This window comes from Roseicyclus marinus (assembly GCF_036322625.1).
Taxonomy (GTDB): domain Bacteria; phylum Pseudomonadota; class Alphaproteobacteria; order Rhodobacterales; family Rhodobacteraceae; genus Roseicyclus; species Roseicyclus marinus_A.
Map to the genome: position 1 here is coordinate 3,453,998 of NZ_AP027266.1, position 24,456 is coordinate 3,478,453.

The following is a 24,456-nucleotide window of genomic DNA, read 5'->3' on the forward strand; positions in this document are numbered from 1 at the left end:
CTCGCGGTGCCCTTTCCTTTTTTCAGATTACCTGTCCGTGAACCGCCGGATTTCGGCAGCGACGCGGTCCGGCACTTCCTCCTGCGCCAGATGCCCGACACCGGGCAATGTGATCAGTTCCGCCGCCGGCATGACCGATGCGGCGCGCCGTGCGACGGACAGATCCACCGCGCCATCCTTTTCGCCATGCAGAAACAGGCTCGGTACCGCGATATCGGGCAGGGCGCGGTTCAGATCGTCCAACGACCATTGCGCCATCATGGCCAGCGTCCCGTCGACATGCGCGCGGCGCTGGATCAGATGCGCGTAACGCGCCAATCCCGCATCATCGAGCGTGCTGCCCGCGCTCGACAGGATCGATCGCACCTGCTGCACCGACCGCCCTCCCTGGCTGATCAACAGCCCGGTGAACGGGTTCAGCGCCAGAACCTTGGCCATGACCGGAAACAGCACGCCCGCCGCGCCCCGGAAATTCTCGAGCGCGCCATTCACGACGACCAGCTGGCGGGGTTGCAACAGACCCTGCCGTGCCAGTTCGAGACTGATCGCACCCCCGGCGGAATGTCCGATGACCAGATCGGGCGACCATCCCTCCTGAACGCAAAGCGCTGCGATATCGCTGGCCACATCGCCCAACCGCGCACGCCCACGCGGGCTGCGGGTCCAGCCATGGCCGGGCAGGTCCAGCGCGATCACCCGATGCCGATCGGCCAGATGGGGCATCAGCGCCGCCCAGGAATGCGAGGATGCCCCCGCGCCGTGCAACAGCAGCACATCGGGCCCCTCGCCCGTCACCTGCACATGCCAGCGATGCGGCTTGGCGGCGACGATCCGGCTGGCCGAACGCCCCGGCCAATCGGGCGGCGGCAGCTCGTCCTTCATGCCGGGGTCAGCGACGCATCCACCGCCGCCGACAGGCTGCGCGCATCCGCACGCGGCAGCGGCAGGTAGGGTGCGCCCATCTCGCGCGCCAGGGCATCAAGGCCCCGTGTGGGCCGCAGCCCGGTGTCGATGACGATCGCGGGCCAGCCACGCGCCCGGATCGCGCGGGCCATGGCCGTCGCATCCTCGCCCGCCTGCGCCCGGTCGGCACTGCCCGACAGGTCGACATTCGCCCGCCCATCGGTCAAGAGCGCGACGGATGGCGTCATCCCCTTGCCCTGCGCCAAAAGCGCCAGCTCCAGCGCCGCCTTCAGCCCGGCGGCCAGCGGCGTGCCGCCACCCCCCGGCAATTGCGACAGCCGCCGCTTGGTCTGCACCAGCGACCGCGTCGGCGGCAGCAAAACCTCCGCCCCCTCGCCGCGAAAAGCCACGAGCGCCACGTGATCGCGCCGGGCATAGGCTTCGCCCAACAAAAGCTCCACCGCGCCCTTGGCCTCGCCCAACCGCGCCAATGCGGCCGATCCCGAGGCATCGACGACGAAAATGATCGCGCGGTCCGATGTCTCCTCGAACTGGCGCAGGCGGATATCGGACATGCGGATATGCAAGCGGTCAGGCTGATCCGCCAGCTTGCGGCGCATCGGTTGCCACGGCGCCGCCGCGCGCAAGGTCGCCACCAGGTCGACCCGCGCATCGCCACCGGGACGCCCCGCGCGCGACGGCAGGGGGCGCCCGCGATGGTTGCCCTTTTTCGCAGCCCCCGACCCGCTCGCCGATGGGCTGGACCGTGCCGCGCGCCCGGCAGCCAGCCGCGCCAATAGATCGGGGGGCAGCATCGCCTTGGCCGCTTCCAGCAGCATCTCGGCGGGGGGCAGGTCGATCCTGTCCTCGTCCTGCTCCGTCTCGGGCTTGTCCTCTGCCTCGGGCGGGGGTTCAGGCGCATCCTCGGGGCTGTCTTCGGGCGCGCTTTGCTCCGTCTCGGGGATCTGTGTCGCGCGGGGGGCCAGAACCAGCTCCACCGCCAGCAACAGATCGGCGCTTTCGATGCAATCCTCGCCTGACAACGCGGCACTTGCGCGGGCCACGGCCAGCGCCTGCAAGGGTGCGCGCAGCGACCCTATGCCCAGCCGTGCCGCCACCTCGGCCAGTTCCGCGATGGCACTGTCCGGCACCGTCACGCGGGGCAAAAGCGCCCGCGCCTCGGCCAGCGCCTCCATGTCCAGCGCCAGTTCGGGCGAGGCCGTCAGACCCTGTTGTGCCAGATCGAGATGAATCGCCAACCGATCCGCAAGGGCCGAAGACAGCCGTTCCTCCGGCTCCGCCCCCTCGTCGAGCGCGATCAGCGACAGGCCCTTGCGTGCGTCAAGCGCTGCGGCCAGCCGTGCCGCCAGCCCCGGTTTCACCCGTTCGGCCATCGGCATCACCAGAACGGCGGGATCACCCAACAGACCCCTGGTCCGGACCACGCGGCCCTCGGCCAATGTCGCCGACAGATCGACGCCGCCGAACAGCGCATCATCCCCGATACCGGGATGAATCCGCCGCAGATTCAGACCCTGCAAGGCGGTATGGAGTGCATCTTGAACCCGGTCCCTGACCGGCCCGACCCGGGCGCGCAGCCAGATGCCGCCAAGGGCCGCGGGGTCCAGCGCGAAGCAGGCCAGCGCAAGGTTGACCCTTTGCCAGCGCTCTTCGCCCCCGCTCACCCCAGAACCTCCTCCACCACGCGGCTCACGCGTGTGGTCGATCCCGCCTCGTCCAGCGGATCGCGCCGCAGCCGGTGGCGCAAGGCCGAAGGCGCAACCGCCCGCAGATGGTCCCGCGTAACCTGCCCATCACCGCCAAAGGCCGCCAGCGCCCGTGCCGCCCTGAGCAGCGTCAATTCCCCGCGCAGCCCGTCCGACCCCAGTGCCACGCACAATTCCGCGCAATCGCGCAAGCGATTCTCGCCCGCCTCCACATGGCCCAGCGCAGACCGCGCTGCCACGATCCGGGCGCGCAGATCCATGTCGGCCCCATGCCATTCCGTGACGAATCCCACCGGGTCGCGGTCATAGGCATCGCGCCGCCGGATCACCTCGATCCGCGTGTCGATATCCCTGGGGCTTGTCACCTCGACCGACAGGCCGAACCGGTCCAGCAATTGCGGCCGCAATTCCCCTTCCTCGGGGTTGCCGGACCCGACAAGCACGAAACGCGCCGGATGCCGGATCGACAGGCCCTCACGCTCCACCACGTTCTGACCGGATTGCGCCACGTCGAGCAGCAGATCGACCAGATGATCCTCCAACAGGTTCACCTCGTCGATATAAAGGTATCCGCGATTGGCCCGCGCCAAAAGGCCGGGCTCGAACGCCTTTTCCCCCAGCGTCAGCGCCTTTTCGATATCGAGCGCGCCCACCACCCGATCCTCGGTCGCCCCCAGCGGCAGGTCGATCACCGGCGTGGGCTTTTCCACCACGTCGCGGTCTGTGACCTTGGCCCAATCGGGGATCTGCCCCTCGTGTTCCGAATTCACCGGGCAGCCCGCGATGGCGGAAATCGGTGGCAACAGCGCGGCAAGACCCCGGACAGCGGTGGATTTGCCCGTGCCACGGTCCCCGAACACCAGAACACCCCCGATGCCGGGGTCGATGGCGGTCAGGATCATGGCCTGTTTCATGTCCTCCTGCCCCACGATGGCGGAAAAGGGGAACGGGCCCATGCGTGCAAGATCCTTCATTCGGCGGCGACCTTCATCTCTTGGGGATTGGGGTGGGTCAGGTCCGGCGTCACGCCGCCCCATGACCCTTCGACCGCATCGACCCGGAACCGGGCGTAGAGATCTTCCTTGAACAATTTGCCCTCGCGCACCTCGCGGATGGCGCTGGCATGGGGGCCATCGGCGCGGGCGAATGCGGCCATGCTCGCCACATCCGGCCAGACCGAGAATGTCGCCTGCCGCACCAGCGGCAATTCCCCGATGCCGATCTTGAACAGCACGTTCGGGTCCTGCCCGATGGCGCGCGAGATCGCGGGTTCCTGTTTCCAGAACCGTCCGGCGCTCCGCAGCTTGACCGTCGCCCGCGTCAGCGCGGCAACCGGCCCGTCCAGCGTGATGTCCTGCGGGGTGAACGGGGCCTTGCCGTCCCACCGGCCACGGGCCGAGGCTGGCGTCAGGAAAACCGTCATCCTTTCGTCGGCCATCTCCGCGTAGCGACGGAACACCTGTGTACCGAACATCGCGCGGCGCGCCGTGTCATGGTCGGGCCATGTGGCCAAGATCGCATAGACCGAGGTGTCGGGAATGGGGGTAAACCCCTCGCCCACGCCCGAACCGCAAAGCTTCACCGTGCCGATGTCGCGCACCGCTTTCAGGGCGAATCGTGCGGTCGCCATCTGCGCCAAGGCCCACAGGCGCGCGCGCACGGGCCCGAAGCGATACAGGCTCAAGGTGACGGATTGCATGGCCGGTCCTCCATGTGTCAACTTAGTCTGACATATTCTTGGCCAGAAGAAAAGGCAATGCGACACAGGATTGTCTTGGCAATCCCGCCTTCTGTGCCATAATGTAAATCTGACTAGACAGTTGAGGCCCCGGATGACCGACCGACCGAAATCCTCCGGCCCCTCCAGCGCGATCGTCATCGGGGCGGGGCTGGGTGGCCTGTCCGCCGCCATGCGGCTGGGGGCCAAGGGCTACCAGGTCACGCTTCTGGACCGACTCGACCGGGTGGGCGGGCGCGGCTCGTCCGTCACGCAGAACGGCCATCGCTTCGATCTCGGCCCCACCATCGTCACCGTCCCGCAGGTCTTCGAACAGCTCTGGCGCGACTGCGGCCGCGATTTCCGCAAGGATGTCGATCTGCGCCCCGTCGATCCCTATTACGAGATCCGCTGGCGCGACGGCTCCGTCTTTACCGTCCGGCAGGACGAGCAGGCGATGATCGACGAGGTGCACCGCCTTTCGCCGCGCGATGTGCCCGGCTACAAGAAATTCTTCAAGGACAGCGAGACACGCTACCAATTCGGGTTCGAGGGGCTGGGCCGCCGCCCGATGAACAAGCTGATGGACCTGATCCGCGAATTGCCCGGTTTCGTGAAACTGCGCGCCGATCGGTCCGTCTATGGCCATGCCGCCGCCCGCGTCCGCGACCCGCGCCTCCGCATGGCGTTGTCGTTCCACCCGCTCTTCATCGGCGGGGATCCGACACATGTGACCTCTATGTATATCCTCGTCAGCCACCTCGAAAAGGAATTCGGGGTGCATTACGCGATGGGCGGGGTGCAGGCGATGGCCGATGCCATGGTGCGCGTGATCGAGGATCAGGGCGGCACCGTCCGCCGCGGGGTCGAGGTGGACGAGATCACCGTGACCGCGGGCCGCGCGGATGGCGTGATCACTGCGGATGGCGAACGGCTTGCCGCCGATATCGTCGTGTCGAACGCCGATCCGGGCACGACCTATGACCATCTCCTGCGCAACCAGACCAAGCGCCGCTGGACCAAGGCGCGGCTCAGCCGCTCCCGTTGGTCGATGGGTCTTTTCGTCTGGTATTTCGGGACAAAGGGCACGGCGGGCAAATGGGCCGATGTGGGCCACCACACGATCCTGAACGGCCCGCGCTACAAGGGTCTGCTCAATGACATCTTCATGAAGCGCCACCTTGCCCATGACATGTCGATCTACCTGCACCGCCCTTCGGTCACCGATCCGTCGGTCGCACCCAAGGGCGATGATACATTCTATGCCCTCAGCCCGGTTCCCAACCTGCATGGCGCGGACAGCGTCGATTGGGACGAGATGCGCGAAACCTATCGCCGCAACCTTGCGGGCGTGTTGAACGATCACCTGATCCCCGGCTTCGAGGATCATCTCTCGGCCAGCCATATCCTCACGCCCACCGATTTCCAGACCCGCTACCTCAGCCCCCATGGTGCGGGCTTCAGCCTCGAGCCGCGCATCTTCCAATCCGCATGGTTCCGCCCGCACAATATTTCCGAGGAATTCGGCAACCTGTTCCTCGTCGGCGCGGGCACCCATCCCGGTGCCGGCATCCCTTCGGTCGTCACCTCGTCCGAGGTGTTGACCCAGCTCGTTCCCGATGCGCCGCGTCCCTACGTCGTGGCCCCGACCAAGGTGGCCGCCGAATGATGCAGGCAGGCGATCTGGATTGGTGCCGCAACGCGATCCGTGAAGGGTCCTATTCCTTCCACGCGGCCTCAAGGCTTTTGCCGGCCCGCGTCCGTGATCCGGCCTTGGCGCTTTACGCCTTTTGCCGCGTCGCGGATGACGAGGTCGATTTCGGCACCAACAAACCTGCCGCTGTCCTCGCGCTCCGCGACAGGCTCGATCTGGTCTACGCGGGCCGCCCCCGCAACGCGCCCGCCGACCGCGCCTTTGCCGCCTTGGTCGAAGATTTCGACATGCCCCGCGAATTGCCCGAGGCGCTGCTCGAAGGGCTGGCATGGGATGGCATGGAACGCCGCTATGCCACCCTGTCCGATGTGCGCAGCTATTCGGCCCGCGTCGCCTCTGCGGTGGGGGCGATGATGTGCGTCCTGATGCGCGTCCGCGACCCCCGCGCGCTGGCGCGTGCCTGTGATCTGGGCGTAGCGATGCAGCTGACCAACATCGCCCGCGACGTGGGTGAGGATGCGCGCGCAGGCCGCTTCTACCTCCCCACCGACTGGATGAAGGAGGCGGGGCTCGACCTTGACGCCTTCCTTGCCGATCCGCGCCCCGGCCCCGAAATGCGCCGCCTCGTGCGCCGCCTTCTGGCCGAGGCGAACCGCCTCTACCTCCGGTCCGAGGCCGGGATCGGCGCGCTGCCCCTGTCGGCCCGCCCCGGCATCTTTGCCGCGCGCCATTGCTACGACGCCATCGGGCGGAACCTTGCCCGGGCTGGTCATGACAGCGTCAGCGCTCGCGCCTATACGACCCGCGCGCAGAAACTCGGGCTTCTGGGTTTGTCCGTGGTGCGGGCCGGTCTGGTTACGGTCTTTCCGACCAATCCCGTGCTTTTCGCCAAACCCCTGACTGAGACCGCCTTTCTGGTCGAGGCCGCCGCCCATCCCGACACCTTGAAATCGGGCTGGGGCGAAAGCGTCATTTCCGTCCTTTCCCAACTCGAAGCACGCGATCGCGCGCAGGGTGCCTTGGCGCGGACCGCCTGAGGCCCTATCTGCCAATCATGGATTGGCTTTTGTTCGCGATATTCCTGGCGGCCTGCGGGGCTGCGGCCACGACCGGCTCGATGTTCATGCCGGGCGCGTGGTATCGCGCGCTGTCCAAACCATCCTGGACCCCACCCGATTGGGTGTTCCCCGTGGTCTGGACGATCCTCTACATCTCCTCGGCCTTTGCCGCGGCCCGTGTCGCCCCTCTTGAGGGCAGCGCCTATGCCATGGCTTTCTGGGCGATGCAGATCGCCTTCAACACGCTCTGGACGCCGGTCTTTTTCGGCCTGCACCGCATCCGCGCGGGATTTGTCGTCATGCTGGGTCTCTGGATCGCGGTTGCGGGAACCATGGTCACCTTCTGGCAACTCGACTGGATCGCGGGCGCGTTGTTCGTGCCCTACCTCGCCTGGGTCACCATCGCGGGCGCGTTGAACGGCAGCGTCTGGATGCGGAACCGGGGCGGGATGAGCGAACCTGCCGCTTAACGCAGCATCCGCGCCAGCATCCTGCGCGTGTGGTCCTGCCCTCCGTAGAAGATGGCGAGGATCCTCACGACCCGCATGTCTTCGTTCACGTCAAAATAGACGATGAACCGATCCATCGTCACGTTGCGGATCCCCAAGCCCATTTCTGGTCGCAACGATCCACGATATGGTGCCTTGGCGAGTCCTTGAAGAGCGTGCAGGAATCCTTCGAGCCTCTCTAAGACTATGGCTTCTGCCTCTTCGGCAGAATGACCGAAAGCCTCAAAACTTCGGAGCAGGAAATCCGATATGGAAACGAGGTCCGACTCGACGGCCTCCTGACGCTCAATCCTGTAGTTCACGCCTTGCCCGCCAGCGCTCCATGACCTTCCGCGTCAGTTCTCCGGGTGTTTCCATGGCAACGAATGGCCCCTTCGCCCGTTCCTGCAAAACCGCCCTCAGCGCCGCTACGTCGGCCATCTCGGCCTCGCGTTCCATCTGCAGACGGTCCAGCCCATGCTGGATCACGGCGCTGATGCTGGCATATCGGCCTTCTTCCACCAGCTGGCGGGCAAAGGCGGCCTGTTGATCACTCAGCGAAACGGAGGTCTTTACGGTCATGGCGGCTCCTTGGTGCTACTGAGTAGTATAACTGAGAGGGGCGCAAAGAAAAAGGGCGCCCGAAGGCACCCGATTCCCGAAAACGACCAAAGGGTCACGCCAGCGAGCGTTCGACCTCTTCGCGTTCGAAGATCTCGATGACATCGCCCTTGCGGATGTCGTCGTAATTCTCGAAGGCCATCCCGCATTCCTGCCCGGATTGCACTTCCTTGACCTCGTCCTTGAAGCGCTTGAGCGTCTTGAGCGTGCCCTCGTGGACCACGACATCGTCGCGCAGAAGGCGCACACCGGCCGACCGGCGGGCCACGCCCTCGGTCACCAGACAGCCCGCGACATTGCCCACACCCGAGACCTTGAAGACTTCGCGGATCTGCGCGTAGCCGATGAAGTTCTCGCGGATCTCGGCACCCAGCAGACCCGAAGCAGCGGCCTTCACATCGTCGACCAGGTCGTAAATCACCGAATAATACCGGATCTCCACGCCCTTCTGGTTCGCGCTCGTCCGTGCGGGCGCATTGGCCCGGACGTTGAAGCCGATCACCGGCGCGCCCGAGGCTTCGGCCAGCGTGATGTCGGATTCCGTGATCGCGCCCACACCGTAATGCAGCACGCGCACGCGCACCTCGTCGTTGCCGATCTTTTCCATCGCCTGGACGATGGCCTCGGCAGAGCCCTGCACGTCGGCCTTCACCACGATGGGCAGTTCGGCCACGTTCTTGTCCGCCTTGGCCTTGGCCAGAAGCTGGTCGAGCGTCGTGGCGGCACCTGCCGCCGCGCGCTTGTCCTTGGCGGCCTGCGCCCGGTATTCCGCGATCTCGCGGGCCTGCGCCTCGGTTTCGACCACGTTCAGCACGTCGCCCGCTTCGGGCGTTCCGTTCAGACCCAGAACCTCGACGGGAACCGACGGACCGGCGATCTTCACCCGGTCGCCCTTGTCGTTCTCCATCGCGCGGACCTTGCCCCACTGCTCGCCCACGACAAAGATATCGCCTTGTTTCAGCGTACCTTTCTGGACCAGCACGGTCGCCACGGGGCCACGGCCCACGTCAAGCTGCGCCTCGATCACCGCGCCTTCGGCGGGGCGGTCGGGGTTGGCCTTGAGCTCGAGGATCTCGGCCTGAAGCGCGATGGCCTCAAGCAGCTCCGGCAGGCCCTGCCCGGTATGGGCGGACACCTCGACGTCCTGCACTTCGCCCGACATCTTTTCGACGATGACTTCGTGCTGGAGCAGTTCGGCGCGGACCTTGTCGGGGTCTGCCTCGTATTTGTCGATCTTGTTGATCGCCACGATCATCGGCACCTTGGCGGCCTTGGCGTGGTTGATCGCCTCGATCGTCTGCGGCATCACCGAATCGTCTGCGGCAACCACCAGAACCACGATATCCGTCACCTGCGCGCCACGGGCTCGCATGGAGGTGAAGGCCGCGTGGCCGGGCGTATCGAGGAAAGTCAGAACCGCGCCGCTTTCGGTCTTCACCTGGTAGGCACCGATATGCTGCGTGATGCCGCCGGCCTCGCCCGACACGACATTCGCCTGCCGGATCTTGTCCAGGAGCGAGGTCTTGCCGTGGTCGACGTGGCCCATGATCGTGATGACGGGCGGACGCGGCTTCAGATCCTCGGCCTTGTCCTCGACCGAGTCGATGACATGCTCCACGTCCGAATCCGAGACGCGCTGCACGCGGTGGCCGAATTCCTCGATGATCAGTTCGGCGGTATCGGCGTCGATCACCTGGTTTTGCGTGACCATCATGCCGTTCTGCATCAGCGCCTTGACCACATCGGCCACGCGTTCCGCCATCCGGTTGGCCAATTCGCTGACCACGATGGTTTCGGGCAATTGCACGTCGCGCACGATCTTTTCGCGGTCCTGCTGACCGCCCATCGCCTTCTGGCGCGCGCGCTCCTGCTTGCGCTTCATCGCGGCGAGGCTGCGCTGACGGCCGCCTTCGCCCCCGGTGAGCGCCTCGTTCAGCGTCAGCTTGCCTGCGCGGCGGCCATCGCGTTCGCCACCGCCCCGCTTGCCGCCACGATCCTCGTCCTCGGCCTTGCGGCGGACGGGTTGCGGCGCGGGTTTACTTGCTCCGCCACGGGGTGTGGCGGCGGCTGCCGCTTCCACGGCTGCCGGGTCGCTCGGCGCTTCCTTGGGCGCGTTGCGGCGGGCCTCTTCCTCGGCAAGACGGCGGGCGTCTTCCTCTTCCTTGGCGCGCAGCATCTCTTCGCGCTCGCGATCCTCGCGTTCCTTGGCTTCGGCCTCGGCGCGGCGGCGGGCGCGTTCTTCTTCGCGTTCGCGTTCTTCCTGCTGGCGGCGCTGTTCGTCCTCGACCTCGCGGGCGCGGGCGTTCTGAAGCGCTTTCAGGCGGCGTTCAAGCTCGGCATCGGGCAGCGACTTTTCGCGCTTGCCACCCTCGGCATTCTGCGCAGCCGCGGATTGCGCGCCGGGTTTCGGCACGACAACGCGCTTGCGCTTGGTCTCGACCACGACGCTTTTGGTGCGCCCGCGCGAGAAGCTCTGGCTCACGCGGCCAGACCGCGCACCACCAGAGAGGCCAAGGGGTTTCTTTCCGTCCGTGTCGCTCATGCGTTCCGTTCGTCTTTCCCGGCGGTCACTCCGCCGTCTGCCTTGCGCAGGCCCTGCAGTTTCGCGGCACCCTCTACAACACGAGGGGCAAGACCGCCAGCGGCAAGCGCGCCATGTATCACACTTTGGCGTCCGAATGCCAAACCCAATTCCCGGGCGGTCAGGACGCTGAAATAGCGGGCGCCGGTGGGCGTCCACAGCTTCGATTTACCCCGCTCGGACCCATCGGTGGCCTGAAGCAGGACGGCGACTTTCCGGGTCGCCAACCAGTCTTTCACCTTTTCGAACCCGGCCACGGCTTCACCCGCCTTGCGGCTGAGCGCGATCAGGTCCGTCAGCCGCCGTGCCAGCCCAGCCTCGAGGATATCGACAAGGCCATCGGGCAGCGTGACAGGCTGTTTCGCGGCGCGGGAAAAGAGGTTCTTCTTCACCGCCAGTTCCAGCGCCGCGCGTTCGGAGGCAACCCAGATGCCGCGTCCCGGCAATTTCTCGCCGAGATCGGGCACGACCATTCCGTCAGGACCCACGACAAAGCGGATCAACCCGTGTTTGGGCTGAACCTCGCCGGTGGCGATGCAGCGGCGCTCCGGGCCATCGGCCCTGTCTGTCTGTGCTCCGCCACGGCCCATGTCCCGTGCGTCCTCCAGGGGGAGGGCCTCAGCCCTCCGCCTCCTCGTCGAGATCTTCTTCGTCGCCCTCTTCCGCAGCTTCGGCCGCGGCCTGGGCCTCCAGTTCTTCGATCGACACCCAGCCCAGCTTGACGCGGGCGGTCATGACCATGTTCTGCGCTTCCTCGAGGCTCACGTCGAAGGGTTCGAGCAGACCGGTATCCTTGACGCGCGCGCCGTCCACCGTGGTCCAGCCGCCGGCCAGTTCCCAATCGGCGCAGGTCGCGAAATCTTCCAGCGTCTTGATGCCGTCCTCACCCAGCGCCACCAGCATCTGTGGGGTCAGGCCGTCGAATTCAAGCAAGGCCTCTTCCATCCCGAGGCTCTTGGCCTTTGCGAGCGCCTGCTTGTTCTGCTCCTCGAGGTAGTCGCGGGCGCGGGCCTGCAATTCCTCGGCGGTGCTTTCGTCGACGCCGTCGATCACCAAAAGCTCGTCCATGTCCACATAGGCCACTTCCTCGAGCGAGGTGAAGCCTTCCGAGACCAGGAGCTGGGCAAAGAATTCGTCCAGATCCAGCGTGTCGACGAACAGCTTGGTGCGTTCCTCGAACTCGGCCTGACGGCGCTTGGATTCCTCTTCCTCGGTGAGGATGTCGATATCCAGACCCGTCAGCTGGCTGGCAAGACGCACGTTCTGACCGCGACGACCGATCGCCAGTGACAGCTGCTCGTCGGGCACGACGACCTCGATCCGCTCGGCATCCTCGTCGATCACGACCTTGGTCACTTCGGCGGGTTGCAGCGCGTTCACGAGGAAGGTCGCGGGATCCTCATTCCACGGAATGATGTCGATCTTTTCGCCCTGAAGCTCGTTCACAACGGCCTGAACGCGGCTGCCGCGCATACCGACGCAGGCGCCAACGGGGTCGATGGAGCTGTCATAGGAAATCACGCCGATCTTGGCACGCGACCCGGGATCGCGGGCCACGGCCTTGATCTCGATGATGCCGTCGTAGATCTCGGGCACTTCCATCTTGAACAATTCGGCCATGAATTCGGGTGCCGTGCGCGACAGGAAGATCTGCGGCCCACGCGGCTCGCGGCGCACATCCTTGACGTAGCAGCGGATGCGGTCGCCGTTGCGATAGGCTTCGCGGCCGATCTTTTCGTTGCGGCGCAACACGCCTTCGCCCCGGCCGATGTCGACGATGACATTGCCGTATTCCTCGCGCTTGACGACACCGTTGATGATGGTGCCCGCGCGGTCCTTGAATTCCTCGTACTGGCGGTCGCGCTCGGCCTCGCGCACCTTCTGCAAGATGACCTGCTTGGCCGATTGCGCGGCGATCCGGCCCATTTCCACCGGCGGGATCTCGTCGATGATCGTGTCGCCGATCTTGGCATCGGCCAGCCAGGGCTTGGCCTGTTCGACGGTCAGCTGCGCCTTTTCGTTCTCGACCTCGTCATCGGCGACGACGGTGCGCACGCGGGTGAAACGCGCGCGGCCGGTCTTGCGGTCGATGGCGACGCGGATGTCGAGCTCGGCCCCGTAGCGCGACTTGGCGGCGCGCGCGAGGCTCTCTTCCATCGCTTCGATGACCAGCGACGGGTCGATCATCTTTTCGCGGGCCACGGCCTCGGCGGTCTGCAACAGTTCCAGCTGGTTGGCTGACGTGATGGCCATCTTGCGTTACTCCTCAGCGTCCGAGGATTCTTCCTCGATATCGTCAAACTGGGTTTCGTCGATGATGCCCGCGGCCTTCCTCTGCCGCAGCATCTCCTTGATCAACTCGTCGGTCAGGACCAGTTTCGCATCCGACAGCCAGTCGAAATGCAGACCCACGGTCCCTTCCTCGATGTTCAACAGAACCTCTTCGCCCTCGACGCCCGCCAGCACGCCCTTGAAGCGGCGGCGCCCGTCGATCATCTCGGTCGTCTCGATCCGGGCCTCGTAGCCTTCGAAGGTCTCGAAATCCTTGAGCCGGGTCAGCGGGCGGTCGATGCCGGGGCTCGACACTTCCAGCGTATAGGCATCCTCGAGCGGGTCCTCGACATCCAGCACCGCGCTGACGGCGGTGGAGATCTCGGCGCATTCATCCACCTCGATCCCGCCGCCGGGGCGCTCGGCCATGATCTGCAAGGTCTTGGTCTGACCGCCCATCAGCCGGATGCGCACCAGCTCGAACCCCATACCCTCGATCACGGGGGTCAGGATTTCGGCCATGCGCCGGTCGATGGCGGTCTTGGCGATCAGCTCCGACAAAAGGGGTCTCCAGAAACGAAAAAACGGGCCGCGCGGCCCGTCGAACTTGTCCGGTGGTGCCATCCGGTTTGGACCCGGGGGCGCCGCTGTTGAAGGCCATATAGGGGGAATCGGGGCGCGGCGCAAGGGCTGGGCGCATTGACGAACCGGTACCGATAGACTTGAATTGCCACCGGTGTTTTTCGAGTTTCAGCTTTGCACGCGTCTCACCCGGATATCGTCAGGCTTCTCTTGGGCGAGATCGTCGGACCAGTGCTGATTGGGCGGGTGCCAAGGCGTCATGCCGCGCGTGTCGGCGCGCGTCATCCGCATGTGTGGTTGAGCCGCGAAACCCTGCTCAAGCAATACGCACGGCACCCCGATATCCCCTTGTCGGAATACGAAGATCTGTCGTGGGCCTTTGCCAGCGATCTGATCTACGGCGACAAGCGCGCCGGACGCTTCCATATCGTTACTGCTGTCACGCGTGATCCCGGCAAGCCAGACCCATTTCAAGATGACGCTCAAGAACGTGCGCAACTCCGAACGCCTGTTCTTGATCAGCGCGCATGACCTCAGGCCGGCATCTCTGCGCAAGCTCGTCCAGTCTGCAAAAGAAATAAGGCCCCCCAGTTGACCGGAGGGCCGCTCGGGGAGGGGCCTGCTAAGCACCCCCAATCAACGCCCGGACAAGTCCGGTGTCACGGTCAGCAGATATTTCACCGCATCCCCCGAGTAGCTCAAAGGTATCTCTTTCGCTGCCTTTCGTCAAGAAATTCAATTATTTACTAAGTGTTTGACCCGGAATCGTTTTTTGCGCGCGGGCCTCCGGCATTCCCCCTCATCCCTCGTGTTTCCTCCGTTGCACTGCACCCCGGATTGTCCCAAGGTCGCTGCAAAACACGACATCAGGAAGGGATCACACCATGCGCACCCGTGCCGCCGTCGCATTGGAAGCCGGAAAGCCGCTCGAAATCATGGAGGTCAATCTCGACGGTCCCAAGGCCGGCGAGGTTCTGGTCGAGATCAAGGCCACCGGCATCTGCCATACCGACGAATTCACCCGCTCCGGCGCCGATCCCGAGGGGCTTTTTCCCGCGATCCTCGGCCATGAGGGCGCGGGCGTGGTGCTGGAAGTGGGCGAGGGCGTGACCACGCTCAAACCCGGCGATCACGTCATCCCGCTTTACACGCCGGAATGTCGGCAATGCCCGTCGTGCCTCTCGGGCAAGACGAACCTCTGCACCGCGATCCGCAACACCCAAGGCCAGGGCCTGATGCCCGACGGCACCACGCGGTTCTCCATGCTCGATGGCACGCCGATCTACCATTACATGGGCTGTTCGACCTTCGCCAATCACACGGTGATGCCCGAGATCGCGCTGGCCAAGGTCCGCGAGGACGCGCCCTTCGACAAGATCTGCTACATCGGCTGCGGCGTGACCACGGGCATCGGGGCGGTGATCAACACCGCCGGGGTCGAGATCGGGTCCACCGCCGCCGTCTTCGGCCTTGGGGGTATCGGGCTCAACGTGATCCAGGGTCTGCGGATGGCGGGGGCCGACATGATCATCGGCGTTGACCTGAACGACAGCAAGGCCGAGATGGCGCGCAAGTTCGGGATGACCCATTTCGTGAACCCGTCGAAAATCGAAGGCTCCGTGGTGCAGGAAATCGTCAACCTGACCAAGCGGGGCGCCGACCAGATCGGCGGCGTGGATTATTCCTTCGATGCAACCGGCAACGTGAGGGTGATGCGCGATGCGCTGGAATGCTCGCATCGCGGCTGGGGCGTATCCGTGATCATCGGCGTGGCCCCCGCCGGGGCCGAGATCTCGACCCGCCCCTTCCAGCTGGTCACCGGCCGCGTCTGGAAAGGCACCGCATTCGGCGGTGCCAAGGGCCGCACCGATGTGCCGAAATTCGTCGACTGGTACATGGACGGCAAGATCGAGATCGACAGCATGATCACCCACACAATGAGCCTCGACGAGATCAACACCGCCTTCGACCTGATGCACGAGGGCAAATCGATCCGCTCGGTCGTGATCTATTGATGACAGGGACGAAAGGAATACGGGGATGATGACACAGCGATGGGGCGGCGGGGTCTGCCTTGCCCTGATGATCGGCTCGGCAGCCTCTGCCGAAGGTTGGTCGGTGATCGATTTCAACGCGGTCAACAGCCGTAGCATCTGCATGAACTATGCGGAAACGACGATCGAGACCTACCGAAGCCGGTTCGGTGCGCCCGGGTTCACGGGGCGCTCGGAATGGACGGTCGGCGGCTACGACCTGCGCGGCGAAGTTGTCGACGCCCTCTTCGTCTGCGTGGACGAGGCCGGCTTGGTCTCGCCCCTGATGGTGCTGCACAACACCGATGACGACAGCGATGCGCGGGAACTGATCGCCGATCGGCTGGGCGACATCTGGGACGAGATCGTCGCCGGCGGGGGCACCACCCTTGGCGGCACCACGCTGGGCGGCGCCACCAAATAGGGCGCAGCAATTGTCCGACCTGACGATCCGCCGCGCGGACAGCCATGATGCCACGGCGCTGGAAGACCTGCTTTTGCCGGTCTTCCGCGCGGGCGACACCTATACGATCGACCCCGACATCTCGGCCGGGGATGCGGTGGCCTATTGGCTTGCGCCGGAAAAGACCGCCTTTCTGGCCGAGGCCGGGGGCCGCGCGCTTGGCACCTATTATATCCGCCCCAATCAGGCCGGGGGCGGCGCGCATGTCTGCAATTGCGGCTACATCACGGCCCCCGAGGCACGCGGGCGCGGCGTGGCCCGCGCCATGCTGGCCCACTCGCTGGATGAGGCCCGCGCGCAGGGTTACCGGGCGATGCAATACAATTTCGTCGTTTCGACCAATACCCGCGCCATCGACACCTGGACCCGCGCCGGGTTCGAAACGGTGGGCCGCCTGCCCGCCGCCTTTCACCACCCGACCCAAGGCTATGTCGATGCGCTCGTCATGTTCCGGTCCCTTGTCTAGGGCGTTTGCCCTGGTGGCCCTGGCCCTGCCAGCGCTGGCCCATGGGCAGACCGCCTCCGACACCCTGCGCGCGCTCGATCCCCCTGATCCCGTCGTGACCTACACGCTTGGCGGACAAGAGATCATCCTTCGGCCTTGGGACATCGTGGCGGTCGAATTGTCCGAAAGCGGCGGGATCACCGATATCTTCCTGCGCCTGACCCCCGAGGCGGCAGAGACGCTCGCGGCCACGACAGCGCAGGCCATCGGACGACCCTTTGGGATCCACCTGTGCGGCCATGCCATGCTGGAGACATCGGTCGCGGCCGTGAACGAGACCGGTACCCTCTACCTGCCCGACACGAATGCCGCCCGGGGCGAGGCGCTCCGCGCGCTCTGGCAGGGCCGGACGCGATGTGACAGGCTGGGGCCGGAGGTATTTCCCGATGGCCAATGACAAGACACCGCTGCTGGCGGTCCTGATCGACGCCGACAACACCAGCCACAAGCATGCCCGCGCGATTTTCGACGAGATCGCGGGCTTTGGCGAGGCAAGCGTGCGGCGCATCTACGGGGATTTCTCCTCGACCCACATGAAGGGCTGGTCGGCGGTCCAGGCCGAATTCGGCATCGTGCCGCATCACCAGCCCGCCAATACCGTGGGCAAGAACGCCAGCGACATCGCGCTCGTGATCGACGCGATGGACCTGATGCACACCGGCCGGTTCGACGGCTTCGTCCTGGTCAGTTCCGACAGCGATTTCACCCGCCTCGCGCAGCGCCTGCGCGAACAGGGGCTGGAGGTCTACGGCATCGGCCAGCAAAAGACCCCCGAGGCGTTCCGCCGGGCCTGCAAACGGTTCATCTTTGTCGAGAACATCCTGCCCGCCGATCCCAAGGACGAGAAATCCGAGGGCAAGAGCCCCGACAAACTCCCCCTGACCGAGGCGCGCGACCTGATCTTTCGCGCCATGGACGGGATCGAACAGGATGACGACTGGTATTCGCTGGGCCAGATCGGCCAGTTCATCACCGCCGCCAACCCCGATTTCGACACCCGGACCTATGGCAAGCGCAAGCTGTCGGACCTGGTGCAGAGCCTGAAGATGCTGGAGGTCAAGCGCGGCGCGGGCAACCAGTTGCTGGTGCGTCGTCTGGATTGAGGCGTTGTTGGGGGCTCTGCCCCTGGCCTGCGGCCTCCCCCCGGAGTTTTTCGGCCAAGATGAAGGGGGGCCGTTAACCTTGATGAAAGGTTGACGGGTCAGGCCCTGCGGTAACGGGCGAGGAAGGTTTTCACCGCCTCGGCGGCGACGCGGTCGATTTCCGTCTCTTGAGGGTTCTTTTCGATGCCGAAGAGCACCTTGAGCATCAGGTCGGCGCGGCAAAGCTGGGCCAGCTGGTCGGCGGCCAGCGCGCTATCCTCGATGGCGAGCGTGGCGCGCGCCTTGGGGCTGTCGAGATATTGGGCGATCTTGCGGCCCCATTTCTTGGGTCCGCTGTCGTAGAAGGTGCGCCCCAGGTCGGGAAAGCGCTGCGCCTCGGCGACGCAGACGCGGAACATGTCCTGCCCGAAGCGGGACAGGATGAAGGTGATCAGCGCCTTGCAGATCACATGCAGCGTTTCCTCGACGCTCAGATCGCCCGCATCCATCAGGAATTCGATTTCGGCCTGTTGCGCGCATTCGATTTCCAGAACCGCGAGGAACAGGTGCTGCTTGTCGGGGAAATAGCTGTAGAGCGTGGCCTTGGACACACCGGCATCGCGGGCGATCTCGTCCACGCTGGCACCCTCGTAGCCTTCGCGCAAAAAGACGCTGCGTGCGCCTTCGACCACCTGGTCGAACTTGCGCCCCTTCTTGATCTGCGCCTCGGCGTTCATCCCTGTCCCCCCGCTTGTCGTGACAATGTAAACCATCCGGTTCAGTTGCGGCAAGGACTTCGCACATGGACTCTGATCGAGGCGCGGATTAGCCAAGGCCCATGTTCGAGATCTTTCTCAAGACCTTGCCGTTCTTTGCCTTGATCGGGCTGGGCTACCAGGCCTGCCGGACCGGGTTTTTCACGGCCGAGGCTGCGGCCTATCTCACGAAATTCGTGTTCTATTTCGCGCTTTCGGCGATGCTGTTCCGCTTTGCCGCGAACCTGTCCCTCGCGGAGATCTTCGATTGGTGGTTTGTCGCCGCCTATCTGTGGGGCTGTTTCGTGGTCTATGCGATCGCCACCGCCGTGGCGTTCCTGCGCAGACGCTCGATCGAGGAAGCGGCGGTGGAGGCGCAATGCGCCGTGATCGGCAATACCGGCTTTCTCGGCGTGCCGATGCTGATCGTGCTTCTGGGCGAGGCGGCGGCGGGTCCTGTCCTGATGGTCCTGTCGCTCGACCTGATCGTGTTTTCCTCGATCATCGTGATCCTGATCACGGGCAGCCGGGATGGGCGGATGTCGCTCGGCATTCTCAAGACCGTGGGGATGGGGCTGATCAAGAACCCGATGATCGTCTCCATGACGCTGGGCCTGGCCTGGTCGGGGACGGGCTGGGCCGTGCCGGGGCCGGTCAACGAATTCCTGGGCATCCTGGGGGCGGCGGCCACGCCCGGCGCGCTCTTTGCCATCGGTGCATCGCTGGCGGGCAAATCGGCCGAACGCATCCAGGTCGCGGGCTGGCTCAGTTTCTGCAAGCTCGTCCTGCATCCCCTGGCCGTGGGTTTTGCCGCGCTCTGGCTCTTTCCGGTCGACACGTTTGACGCGGCGGTGATGATCGCCGCCTCCTCCCTGCCGGTGGCGGGCAATGTCTATATCCTTGCCCAGCATTACGGGGTCGCGCCGCAGCGCGTTTCGGCCTCGATCCTGATCTCGACGGCGCTCAGCATCCTGACGGTGTCCGCCGTGATCGCCTGGGTCTCGGGCATGGCGGGGATCGTGCCGGGGGGCTGATCCGCTTGCGGTCGGGCCTTGGGCCGCGCTACGCCTTGGGCGGGCCGCAACAGGAGGGCGCGATGGAAACGATCTCGGAAAACCGGTGTTTCGACGGGACGCAGGGCGTCTATCGCCATGCGTCCGAGGCGACGGGCACCGACATGACATTCGGCCTGTTCCTGCCCGCCGAGGCGGAGGACGGGCCGGTGCCTGTGTTGTGGTATCTTTCGGGCCTGACCTGCACCCATGCCAATGCGATGGAGAAAGCGGGCGCGCAGCAATGGGCCGCCGAACAGGGGATCGCGCTGGTTTTCCCCGACACCTCGCCCCGGGGGGCGGGCGTGCCCGACGATCCGGCCTATGACCTGGGGCAGGGGGCGGGGTTCTACCTGAACGCGGTGCAGGACCCATGGGCCGAGCATTTCCAGATGTGGAGCTACATCACCGAGGAATTGCCGCAGGCGCTGTTTCACCGCTTCGCGCTCGACGAAGAGCGGCAGGCGATCACCGGTCATTCCATGGGCGGCCATGGCGCGCTGACCATCGCCATGCATCACCCCGACCGCTTCGCCAGCGTTTCGGCCTTTGCGCCCATCTGCAACCCGATGGAAAGCGATTGGGGCCAGAAGCAATTCACCGCCTATCTGGGTTCCAACACCGCCCTGTGGGAGGCGCATGACGCAAGCGTGCTGATGCGCGAGCGCGGTTTTGCCGGGCCGATCCTGATCGACACCGGGACGGCGGATCAATTCGGCGATCTCTTGAGGACCGAAGTCCTGGCCGAGGCGATGGCGGCGCGCCGCCAGCATGCCACCCTGCGCCTGCAACCGGGATACGATCACAGCTATTGGTTCGTCTCGAGCTTCATGGAGGATCACGTGACCTTTCACGCCGAAGCGCTTTACGGGGTCCGCACATGACGCCTGCAGCCGTGGTTTTCGACATCGGCAATGTGCTGGTCGAATGGCACCCCGAACGCCATTATGATCGTCTGATCGGGCCGGAGCGGCGCAAGGCGCTGTTCGCCGCAGTCGATCTGCACGCGATGAACCTGCGCGTCGATCTGGGCGCGCCCTTTGCCGCCGAGGTCGCGGCGATGGCAGATGCCCATCCCGAGTGGCGGGCCGAGATCCTGGCCTGGCGCGAGGGCTGGGTCGAGATGTGCAGCCCTGCGATCCCCGGTTCGGTCGCGCTTTTGCGCAGGCTCCGGGCGCGGGGTGTGCCGGTCTTTGCCCTGTCGAATTTCGGGGTCGATACCTATGCGACGGCGCAAGGCGTCTATGATTTCCTGAAAGAATTCGATGCCGAATTCATCTCGGGGCATTTGGGCGTGATGAAACCCGATGCGGCGATCTACGAAAGGCTTGAACGCGACACCGGGGTCGCGCCCGGCGCGCTGCTCTTTGCCGATGACAGGCCCGACAATATCGCGGCGGCAGCGGCGCGGGGCTGGCAGACGCATCTTTTCGACGGGCCCGAAGGCTGGGCCGCGCGGCTGGTCGCGGCGGGGCTCTTGCCCGAGACGGAGGAGGTGGCATGAGCGTGCAGATGATCGGACCCGAGGCCGAGGCGCGGCTCGACTGGTTGGCGCTTTGCGATGCGATCGAAGCGGGGCATGCGCGCCCAAGGGCCGAGATCGCGGATATCTTTCTCTATCGCGGCAAGGACACGCTCTTGAGCCGGGCGGCGTGGATCGACGGCTTGGGCCAGCTGGTCAAGACGGCGACGATCTTTCCGGGCAACGTCCCCGTGGGAAAGCCCGCCGTGAACGGGTCGGCGGCGGTCTATTCCGATCTGGACGGGACATTGGCGGCCATCGTCGATTTCCATCTCCTGACCAAGTGGAAGACGGCGGGTGACAGCCTGTGTGCCGCGCGCATTCTTGCCCGGCCTGACAGCCGCGTGATCCTGATCGTGGGGGCTGGCACGGTGGGCCGGTCCCTGCGGCAGGCCTATGGCGCGGCTTTTCCGGGGGTGCGGTTCCAGATCTGGAACCGCACCCCCGTCAGCGCCGAGCGCATGGTGGCGGATTTTCCGGATACCGAACAGGTGCGCGACCTGGAAACGGCGGTGCGGGCCGCGGATATCATCACCTGTGCCACCATGGCGACAGCACCCGTGATTTCCGGTGACTGGTTGCAGCCCGGTCAGCATCTCGACCTGATCGGCGCCTATCGCCCCGACATGCGCGAGGCCGATGACAAGGCGCTTGAGCGCGCGCGCATCTTCGTCGACAGCCGGGACACGACCATCGGCCATATCGGCGAGCTGAAGATCCCGCTGGCCAGTGGCGCGATCACCGAGGGCGATGTTCTGGCCGATTACTACGACCTGGCCTCCGGGGCGTTTGCCCGGCGATCCGGGGACGAGATCACGCTGTTCAAGAACGGCGGCGGCGCGCATCTGGACCTGATGGTGGCGCGCTACATCCTCGATTGCATGGGCTGAGGGATCGGGATTTTCGAGGGGGCTGTCTGCCCCCTCGCACCCCCGAGCATATTTGCGGAAAGATGAAGGGGATCACGCCGCGAGAGCGGGGGCGCGATCCTTGAGGGGCGTTTCCCGGATCGGCAGGTGGACGATGGCCGAGAGCGCGCCGACCGCCACCCCGATCCACCAGACCGCCGTGTAATCGCCGTAGACATCGTAGAGCGCCCCCCCCAGCCAGACGCCAAGGAAGCTGCCCAGCTGGTGCGAGAAAAAGACGAGGCCATAGAGCGTGCCCATGTATCTGAGCCCGTAGATATAGCCGACCAACCCCGAGGTCAGCGGCACGGTGGCAAGCCAGAGCGACCCCATCACGAGCGAAAAGGCGATGACCGTCTCGGGCGTGATCGGGAAGAGGATGAAGAGCCCCGCCGCCAGCGTCCGGCCCACGTAGATCGCAGCAAGCAGGTAGCGCTTGGGAAAGCGGTTGCCGAGCCATCCGGCCATGATCGTGCCCGCGATATTGGCCAGCCCGATCAGCGCGATGGCAAAGGCCCCCAGCGCCGAGGTGGTGGTGATCCCGATGCCCGCCAGCATCGATCCGGGGTCGATGGGCCCGCACAACTCTGTCACGAAGGCGGGGAAATGCGCCGTGATGAAGCCCAGTTGGTAGCCGCAGGAGAAGAAACCGATGAAGATGAGGGCAAAGGACGGGTCGCGCACGGCCTTGCCCACGATCTGGCCCATCGTCTCCTCGATCTCGGCCTTGGTGGCGCGGGCGGGTGCGCGCAGAAGCGGCAGGGCGAAAAGCGCGCAGAGGATCATGCCCGCGAAGATCAGGAAGACCGTTTGCCACGGGAAGACGCTCAACAACCCCTCGGCCAGGGGCGCGCCGATGACCTGTCCCGCCGATCCGGCGGCGGTGGCGATGCCCAGCGCGACCGAGCGGTTCTTGTCGGATGCCGCCCGCCCCACGATGGCGAGGATCACGCCGAACCCCGTGCCCGCGATGCCGAAGCCCACGAGGATCTCGAGCAGTTGGTGCTGTCCGGGCGTGATCGCATAGGCCGAGAACACCAGCCCGGCCGCATACATCAAGACGCCCAGCACGATGGCGCGCCTGTCCCCGAACCGTTCCGCGATGGCACCGAAGATCGGCTGCCCGATGCCCCAGGCCAGGTTCTGGATCGCGATGGCGAGGCTGAATTCCGCGCGCAACCAGCCGAATTCCTCGGCGATGGGGATCTGGAACACGCCGAAACTGGCGCGGATGGCAAAGCCGATCATGATGATCAGGCATCCGCCGATCAGCACCGGCGTGAAAAGGCTGTCCTGGCGGGTCATCTGGCACGGCTCCCCTGTCGCGTGCTGCAAGATGCACGGGGGGCGGGCGGCGTCAATTCAGGATGGGTGATGATCCTGACAACAGGTGCTTAACCCCGCGCGGAAATGGCTGTAGGCAACGCGCCATGGGACAGCATCTGCAAGCGATCTACGACACCCGCGTGGCCGAGGGCCTGTTGCGCCCCGATCCCGCGCAGCGCGCCGCCCTGTTGCGGCTGGAGGATCTGCGCGCCCGGCTTGAAACCCTGCCAAAGCCGAAAACGGGTCTTTTCGCGCGCTTCCGCAAGGTCGAAATGCCCGAGGGCAAGCAGGGTCTGTATCTCTGGGGTGGGGTCGGGCGCGGCAAATCCATGCTGATGGACCTGTTCTTTCAGCATGCCCCCACCGTGCAAAAGCGCCGCGTCCATTTCCACGCCTTCATGCAGGAGGTGCAGGCCGCCCTCCACGAGGCGCGCAAGACCGGGGTGGATGATGCGATCAAACCCGTGGCCGAGGGGATCGCCAAGAACCTGAAGCTTCTCTGTTTCGACGAGATGCAGATCACCGATATCGCGGACGCGATGATCGTGGGCCGCTTGTTCGAGAAATTGTTCGCCGCCGGTGTCGTGATCGTCACCACGTCGAACCGTCACCCCAGGGATCTCTACAAGGATGGTCTGAACCGGCAGCTGTTCCTGCCCTTCATCGCACTTCTGGAGGATCGGCTTGAGGTCGACCAGCTCGAGGCGATGACCGATTACCGGCAGGATCGGCTGTCCGGCGCACCGGTCTATTTCTCGCCCCTTGGTGCGCCTGCGACCGAGCGGATCAACGAGATCTGGCGCGATCTGACCGGCGGCCGGGAGGAGGAGCTGTGCCTCGAGGTCAAGGGCCGCGAGGTGCGTCTGCCACGCTACTGGGCGGGGATGGCGCGGGCATCCTTCTGGGATCTGTGCGGCCAGCCGCTTGGCCCCGCCGATTACCTTGCCCTTGTCGGCGCGGTGAAACTGCTGGTGCTGGAAGGCATCCCGCGGCTCGACGCGACCAAGTTCAACGAGGCAAAACGCTTCGTCACGCTGATCGACGCGCTCTACGAGGGGCATGTGCGGCTCATCTGCACCGCCGAGGATGTGCCCGAACGCCTCTATCTCGAAGGCGCGGGCAGTTTCGAATTCGAACGCACCGCAAGCCGCCTGCGCGAGATGCAGGGGGCCGAATGGGGCACGGGGCGCGACGCGCTGGGCTGATGG

At 65.3% G+C, this 24,456-nt stretch carries 26 protein-coding genes; 14 read left to right on the forward strand and 12 right to left on the reverse strand.

Going from position 1 to position 24,456, the window contains the following annotated elements:
* Nucleotides 1-27: 27 nt before the first annotated feature.
* The 4 genes from bchO to crtA are packed head-to-tail and all read right to left on the reverse strand — an operon-like array spanning nucleotide 28 to nucleotide 4,329.
* Entirely contained in the window at nucleotides 28-882 is an 855-nt protein-coding gene (bchO, locus tag AABA51_RS16640) for an alpha/beta fold hydrolase BchO (protein ID WP_338273219.1), read from the reverse strand.
* On the reverse strand, nucleotides 879-2,588 hold the full coding sequence (locus tag AABA51_RS16645) for a magnesium chelatase subunit D (RefSeq protein WP_338273220.1): 1,710 nt from the start codon (nucleotides 2,586-2,588) through the stop codon (nucleotides 879-881). Before AABA51_RS16645 ends, bchO begins: the two co-directional genes overlap by 4 nt.
* On the reverse strand, nucleotides 2,585-3,604 hold the full coding sequence (gene bchI, locus AABA51_RS16650; RefSeq protein WP_338273221.1) for a magnesium chelatase ATPase subunit I: 1,020 nt from the start codon (nucleotides 3,602-3,604) through the stop codon (nucleotides 2,585-2,587). The genes AABA51_RS16645 and bchI overlap by 4 nt, the downstream gene beginning before the upstream one ends.
* Nucleotides 3,601-4,329 (reverse strand): spheroidene monooxygenase, encoded by a 729-nt coding sequence (gene crtA, locus AABA51_RS16655; RefSeq protein ID WP_338273222.1) that lies wholly within the window; start codon nucleotides 4,327-4,329, stop codon nucleotides 3,601-3,603. The genes bchI and crtA overlap by 4 nt, the downstream gene beginning before the upstream one ends.
* 133 nt (nucleotides 4,330-4,462) lie before the next feature.
* Here crtA and AABA51_RS16660 point away from each other — a divergent pair, with 133 nt between their 5' ends.
* From AABA51_RS16660 to tspO, 3 genes are read left to right on the forward strand one after another with little or no spacing between them, the layout of a single operon-like run.
* A complete protein-coding gene (locus AABA51_RS16660) occupies nucleotides 4,463-6,016 on the forward strand; it encodes a phytoene desaturase (RefSeq protein ID WP_338273223.1) in 1,554 nt (517 codons plus the stop codon).
* Nucleotides 6,013-7,038, forward strand: coding sequence for a 15-cis-phytoene synthase (gene crtB / locus AABA51_RS16665; protein WP_338273224.1), 1,026 nt, complete (start codon nucleotides 6,013-6,015; stop codon nucleotides 7,036-7,038). The genes AABA51_RS16660 and crtB overlap by 4 nt, the downstream gene beginning before the upstream one ends.
* 17 nt (nucleotides 7,039-7,055) lie before the next feature.
* The gene (tspO, locus tag AABA51_RS16670) at nucleotides 7,056-7,529 is read left to right on the forward strand and encodes a tryptophan-rich sensory protein TspO (RefSeq protein WP_338273225.1); all 474 of its coding nucleotides are present in this window, start codon (nucleotides 7,056-7,058) and stop codon (nucleotides 7,527-7,529) included.
* On the opposite strand, the gene AABA51_RS16675 is transcribed toward tspO, so the two are convergent.
* From AABA51_RS16675 to rimP, 6 genes are all read right to left on the reverse strand, one after another.
* Nucleotides 7,526-7,870 (reverse strand): type II toxin-antitoxin system RelE/ParE family toxin, encoded by a 345-nt coding sequence (locus AABA51_RS16675; protein WP_338273226.1) that lies wholly within the window; start codon nucleotides 7,868-7,870, stop codon nucleotides 7,526-7,528. The two genes, tspO and AABA51_RS16675, sit on opposite strands and share 4 nt — an antisense overlap.
* Complete coding sequence (locus AABA51_RS16680; protein ID WP_338273227.1) at nucleotides 7,854-8,129, reverse strand: type II toxin-antitoxin system ParD family antitoxin; 276 nt, start codon at nucleotides 8,127-8,129, stop codon at nucleotides 7,854-7,856. The genes AABA51_RS16675 and AABA51_RS16680 overlap by 17 nt, the downstream gene beginning before the upstream one ends.
* A gap of 94 nt (nucleotides 8,130-8,223) precedes the next feature.
* On the reverse strand, nucleotides 8,224-10,710 hold the full coding sequence (gene infB, locus AABA51_RS16685) for a translation initiation factor IF-2 (protein WP_338273228.1): 2,487 nt from the start codon (nucleotides 10,708-10,710) through the stop codon (nucleotides 8,224-8,226).
* Nucleotides 10,707-11,339 carry an RNA-binding protein gene (locus tag AABA51_RS16690; RefSeq protein WP_338273229.1) on the reverse strand — a complete coding sequence of 211 codons (633 nt, stop codon included), beginning with the start codon at nucleotides 11,337-11,339 and terminating at the stop codon, nucleotides 10,707-10,709. The genes infB and AABA51_RS16690 overlap by 4 nt, the downstream gene beginning before the upstream one ends.
* 28 nt (nucleotides 11,340-11,367) lie before the next feature.
* Nucleotides 11,368-13,002: a transcription termination factor NusA gene (nusA, locus tag AABA51_RS16695; RefSeq protein ID WP_338273230.1), complete on the reverse strand. Its 1,635-nt coding sequence runs from the start codon at nucleotides 13,000-13,002 to the stop codon at nucleotides 11,368-11,370.
* A 6-nt stretch (nucleotides 13,003-13,008) separates the two neighbouring features.
* Nucleotides 13,009-13,542 (reverse strand): ribosome maturation factor RimP, encoded by a 534-nt coding sequence (gene rimP / locus AABA51_RS16700; protein WP_338276660.1) that lies wholly within the window; start codon nucleotides 13,540-13,542, stop codon nucleotides 13,009-13,011.
* Between the two features lie 270 nt (nucleotides 13,543-13,812).
* On the opposite strand from rimP, the gene AABA51_RS16705 reads away from it, so the two are divergent.
* The 6 genes from AABA51_RS16705 to AABA51_RS16730 all read left to right on the forward strand — a co-directional run bounded on the left by AABA51_RS16705 (nucleotide 13,813) and on the right by AABA51_RS16730 (nucleotide 17,706).
* Nucleotides 13,813-14,133: a hypothetical protein gene (locus AABA51_RS16705; protein WP_338273231.1), complete on the forward strand. Its 321-nt coding sequence runs from the start codon at nucleotides 13,813-13,815 to the stop codon at nucleotides 14,131-14,133.
* A 353-nt stretch (nucleotides 14,134-14,486) separates the two neighbouring features.
* Nucleotides 14,487-15,617, forward strand: a complete 1,131-nt coding sequence (locus AABA51_RS16710) for an S-(hydroxymethyl)glutathione dehydrogenase/class III alcohol dehydrogenase (protein ID WP_338273232.1) — start codon at nucleotides 14,487-14,489, stop codon at nucleotides 15,615-15,617.
* Between the two features lie 25 nt (nucleotides 15,618-15,642).
* Nucleotides 15,643-16,059, forward strand: a complete 417-nt coding sequence (locus tag AABA51_RS16715) for a hypothetical protein (protein WP_338273233.1) — start codon at nucleotides 15,643-15,645, stop codon at nucleotides 16,057-16,059.
* 10 nt (nucleotides 16,060-16,069) lie between these two features.
* The gene (locus AABA51_RS16720; protein WP_338273234.1) at nucleotides 16,070-16,564 is read left to right on the forward strand and encodes a GNAT family N-acetyltransferase; all 495 of its coding nucleotides are present in this window, start codon (nucleotides 16,070-16,072) and stop codon (nucleotides 16,562-16,564) included.
* A gap of 13 nt (nucleotides 16,565-16,577) precedes the next feature.
* The gene (locus tag AABA51_RS16725; RefSeq protein ID WP_338273235.1) at nucleotides 16,578-17,000 is read left to right on the forward strand and encodes a hypothetical protein; all 423 of its coding nucleotides are present in this window, start codon (nucleotides 16,578-16,580) and stop codon (nucleotides 16,998-17,000) included.
* On the forward strand, nucleotides 16,990-17,706 hold the full coding sequence (locus tag AABA51_RS16730; protein WP_277825396.1) for an NYN domain-containing protein: 717 nt from the start codon (nucleotides 16,990-16,992) through the stop codon (nucleotides 17,704-17,706). Before AABA51_RS16725 ends, AABA51_RS16730 begins: the two co-directional genes overlap by 11 nt.
* 98 nt (nucleotides 17,707-17,804) lie before the next feature.
* On the opposite strand, the gene AABA51_RS16735 is transcribed toward AABA51_RS16730, so the two are convergent.
* Nucleotides 17,805-18,422, reverse strand: a complete 618-nt coding sequence (locus AABA51_RS16735; protein WP_338276661.1) for a TetR/AcrR family transcriptional regulator — start codon at nucleotides 18,420-18,422, stop codon at nucleotides 17,805-17,807.
* A 101-nt stretch (nucleotides 18,423-18,523) separates the two neighbouring features.
* Here AABA51_RS16735 and AABA51_RS16740 point away from each other — a divergent pair, with 101 nt between their 5' ends.
* From AABA51_RS16740 to AABA51_RS16755, 4 genes are all read left to right on the forward strand, one after another.
* Entirely contained in the window at nucleotides 18,524-19,474 is a 951-nt protein-coding gene (locus AABA51_RS16740) for an AEC family transporter (protein ID WP_338273236.1), read from the forward strand.
* 62 nt (nucleotides 19,475-19,536) lie between these two features.
* On the forward strand, nucleotides 19,537-20,376 hold the full coding sequence (gene fghA, locus AABA51_RS16745; protein WP_338273237.1) for an S-formylglutathione hydrolase: 840 nt from the start codon (nucleotides 19,537-19,539) through the stop codon (nucleotides 20,374-20,376).
* The gene (locus AABA51_RS16750; RefSeq protein ID WP_338273238.1) at nucleotides 20,373-20,996 is read left to right on the forward strand and encodes an HAD family hydrolase; all 624 of its coding nucleotides are present in this window, start codon (nucleotides 20,373-20,375) and stop codon (nucleotides 20,994-20,996) included. Before fghA ends, AABA51_RS16750 begins: the two co-directional genes overlap by 4 nt.
* Nucleotides 20,993-21,904 (forward strand): ornithine cyclodeaminase family protein, encoded by a 912-nt coding sequence (locus AABA51_RS16755; RefSeq protein ID WP_338273239.1) that lies wholly within the window; start codon nucleotides 20,993-20,995, stop codon nucleotides 21,902-21,904. Before AABA51_RS16750 ends, AABA51_RS16755 begins: the two co-directional genes overlap by 4 nt.
* Nucleotides 21,905-21,976: 72 nt before the next feature.
* Here the strand turns inward: AABA51_RS16755 and AABA51_RS16760 are convergent, their stop codons facing one another.
* Nucleotides 21,977-23,227 (reverse strand): MFS transporter, encoded by a 1,251-nt coding sequence (locus AABA51_RS16760; protein ID WP_338273240.1) that lies wholly within the window; start codon nucleotides 23,225-23,227, stop codon nucleotides 21,977-21,979.
* Between the two features lie 125 nt (nucleotides 23,228-23,352).
* Here AABA51_RS16760 and zapE point away from each other — a divergent pair, with 125 nt between their 5' ends.
* Nucleotides 23,353-24,453: a cell division protein ZapE gene (gene zapE, locus AABA51_RS16765; protein ID WP_338273241.1), complete on the forward strand. Its 1,101-nt coding sequence runs from the start codon at nucleotides 23,353-23,355 to the stop codon at nucleotides 24,451-24,453.
* The last annotated feature ends 3 nt before the right edge of the window (nucleotides 24,454-24,456 follow it).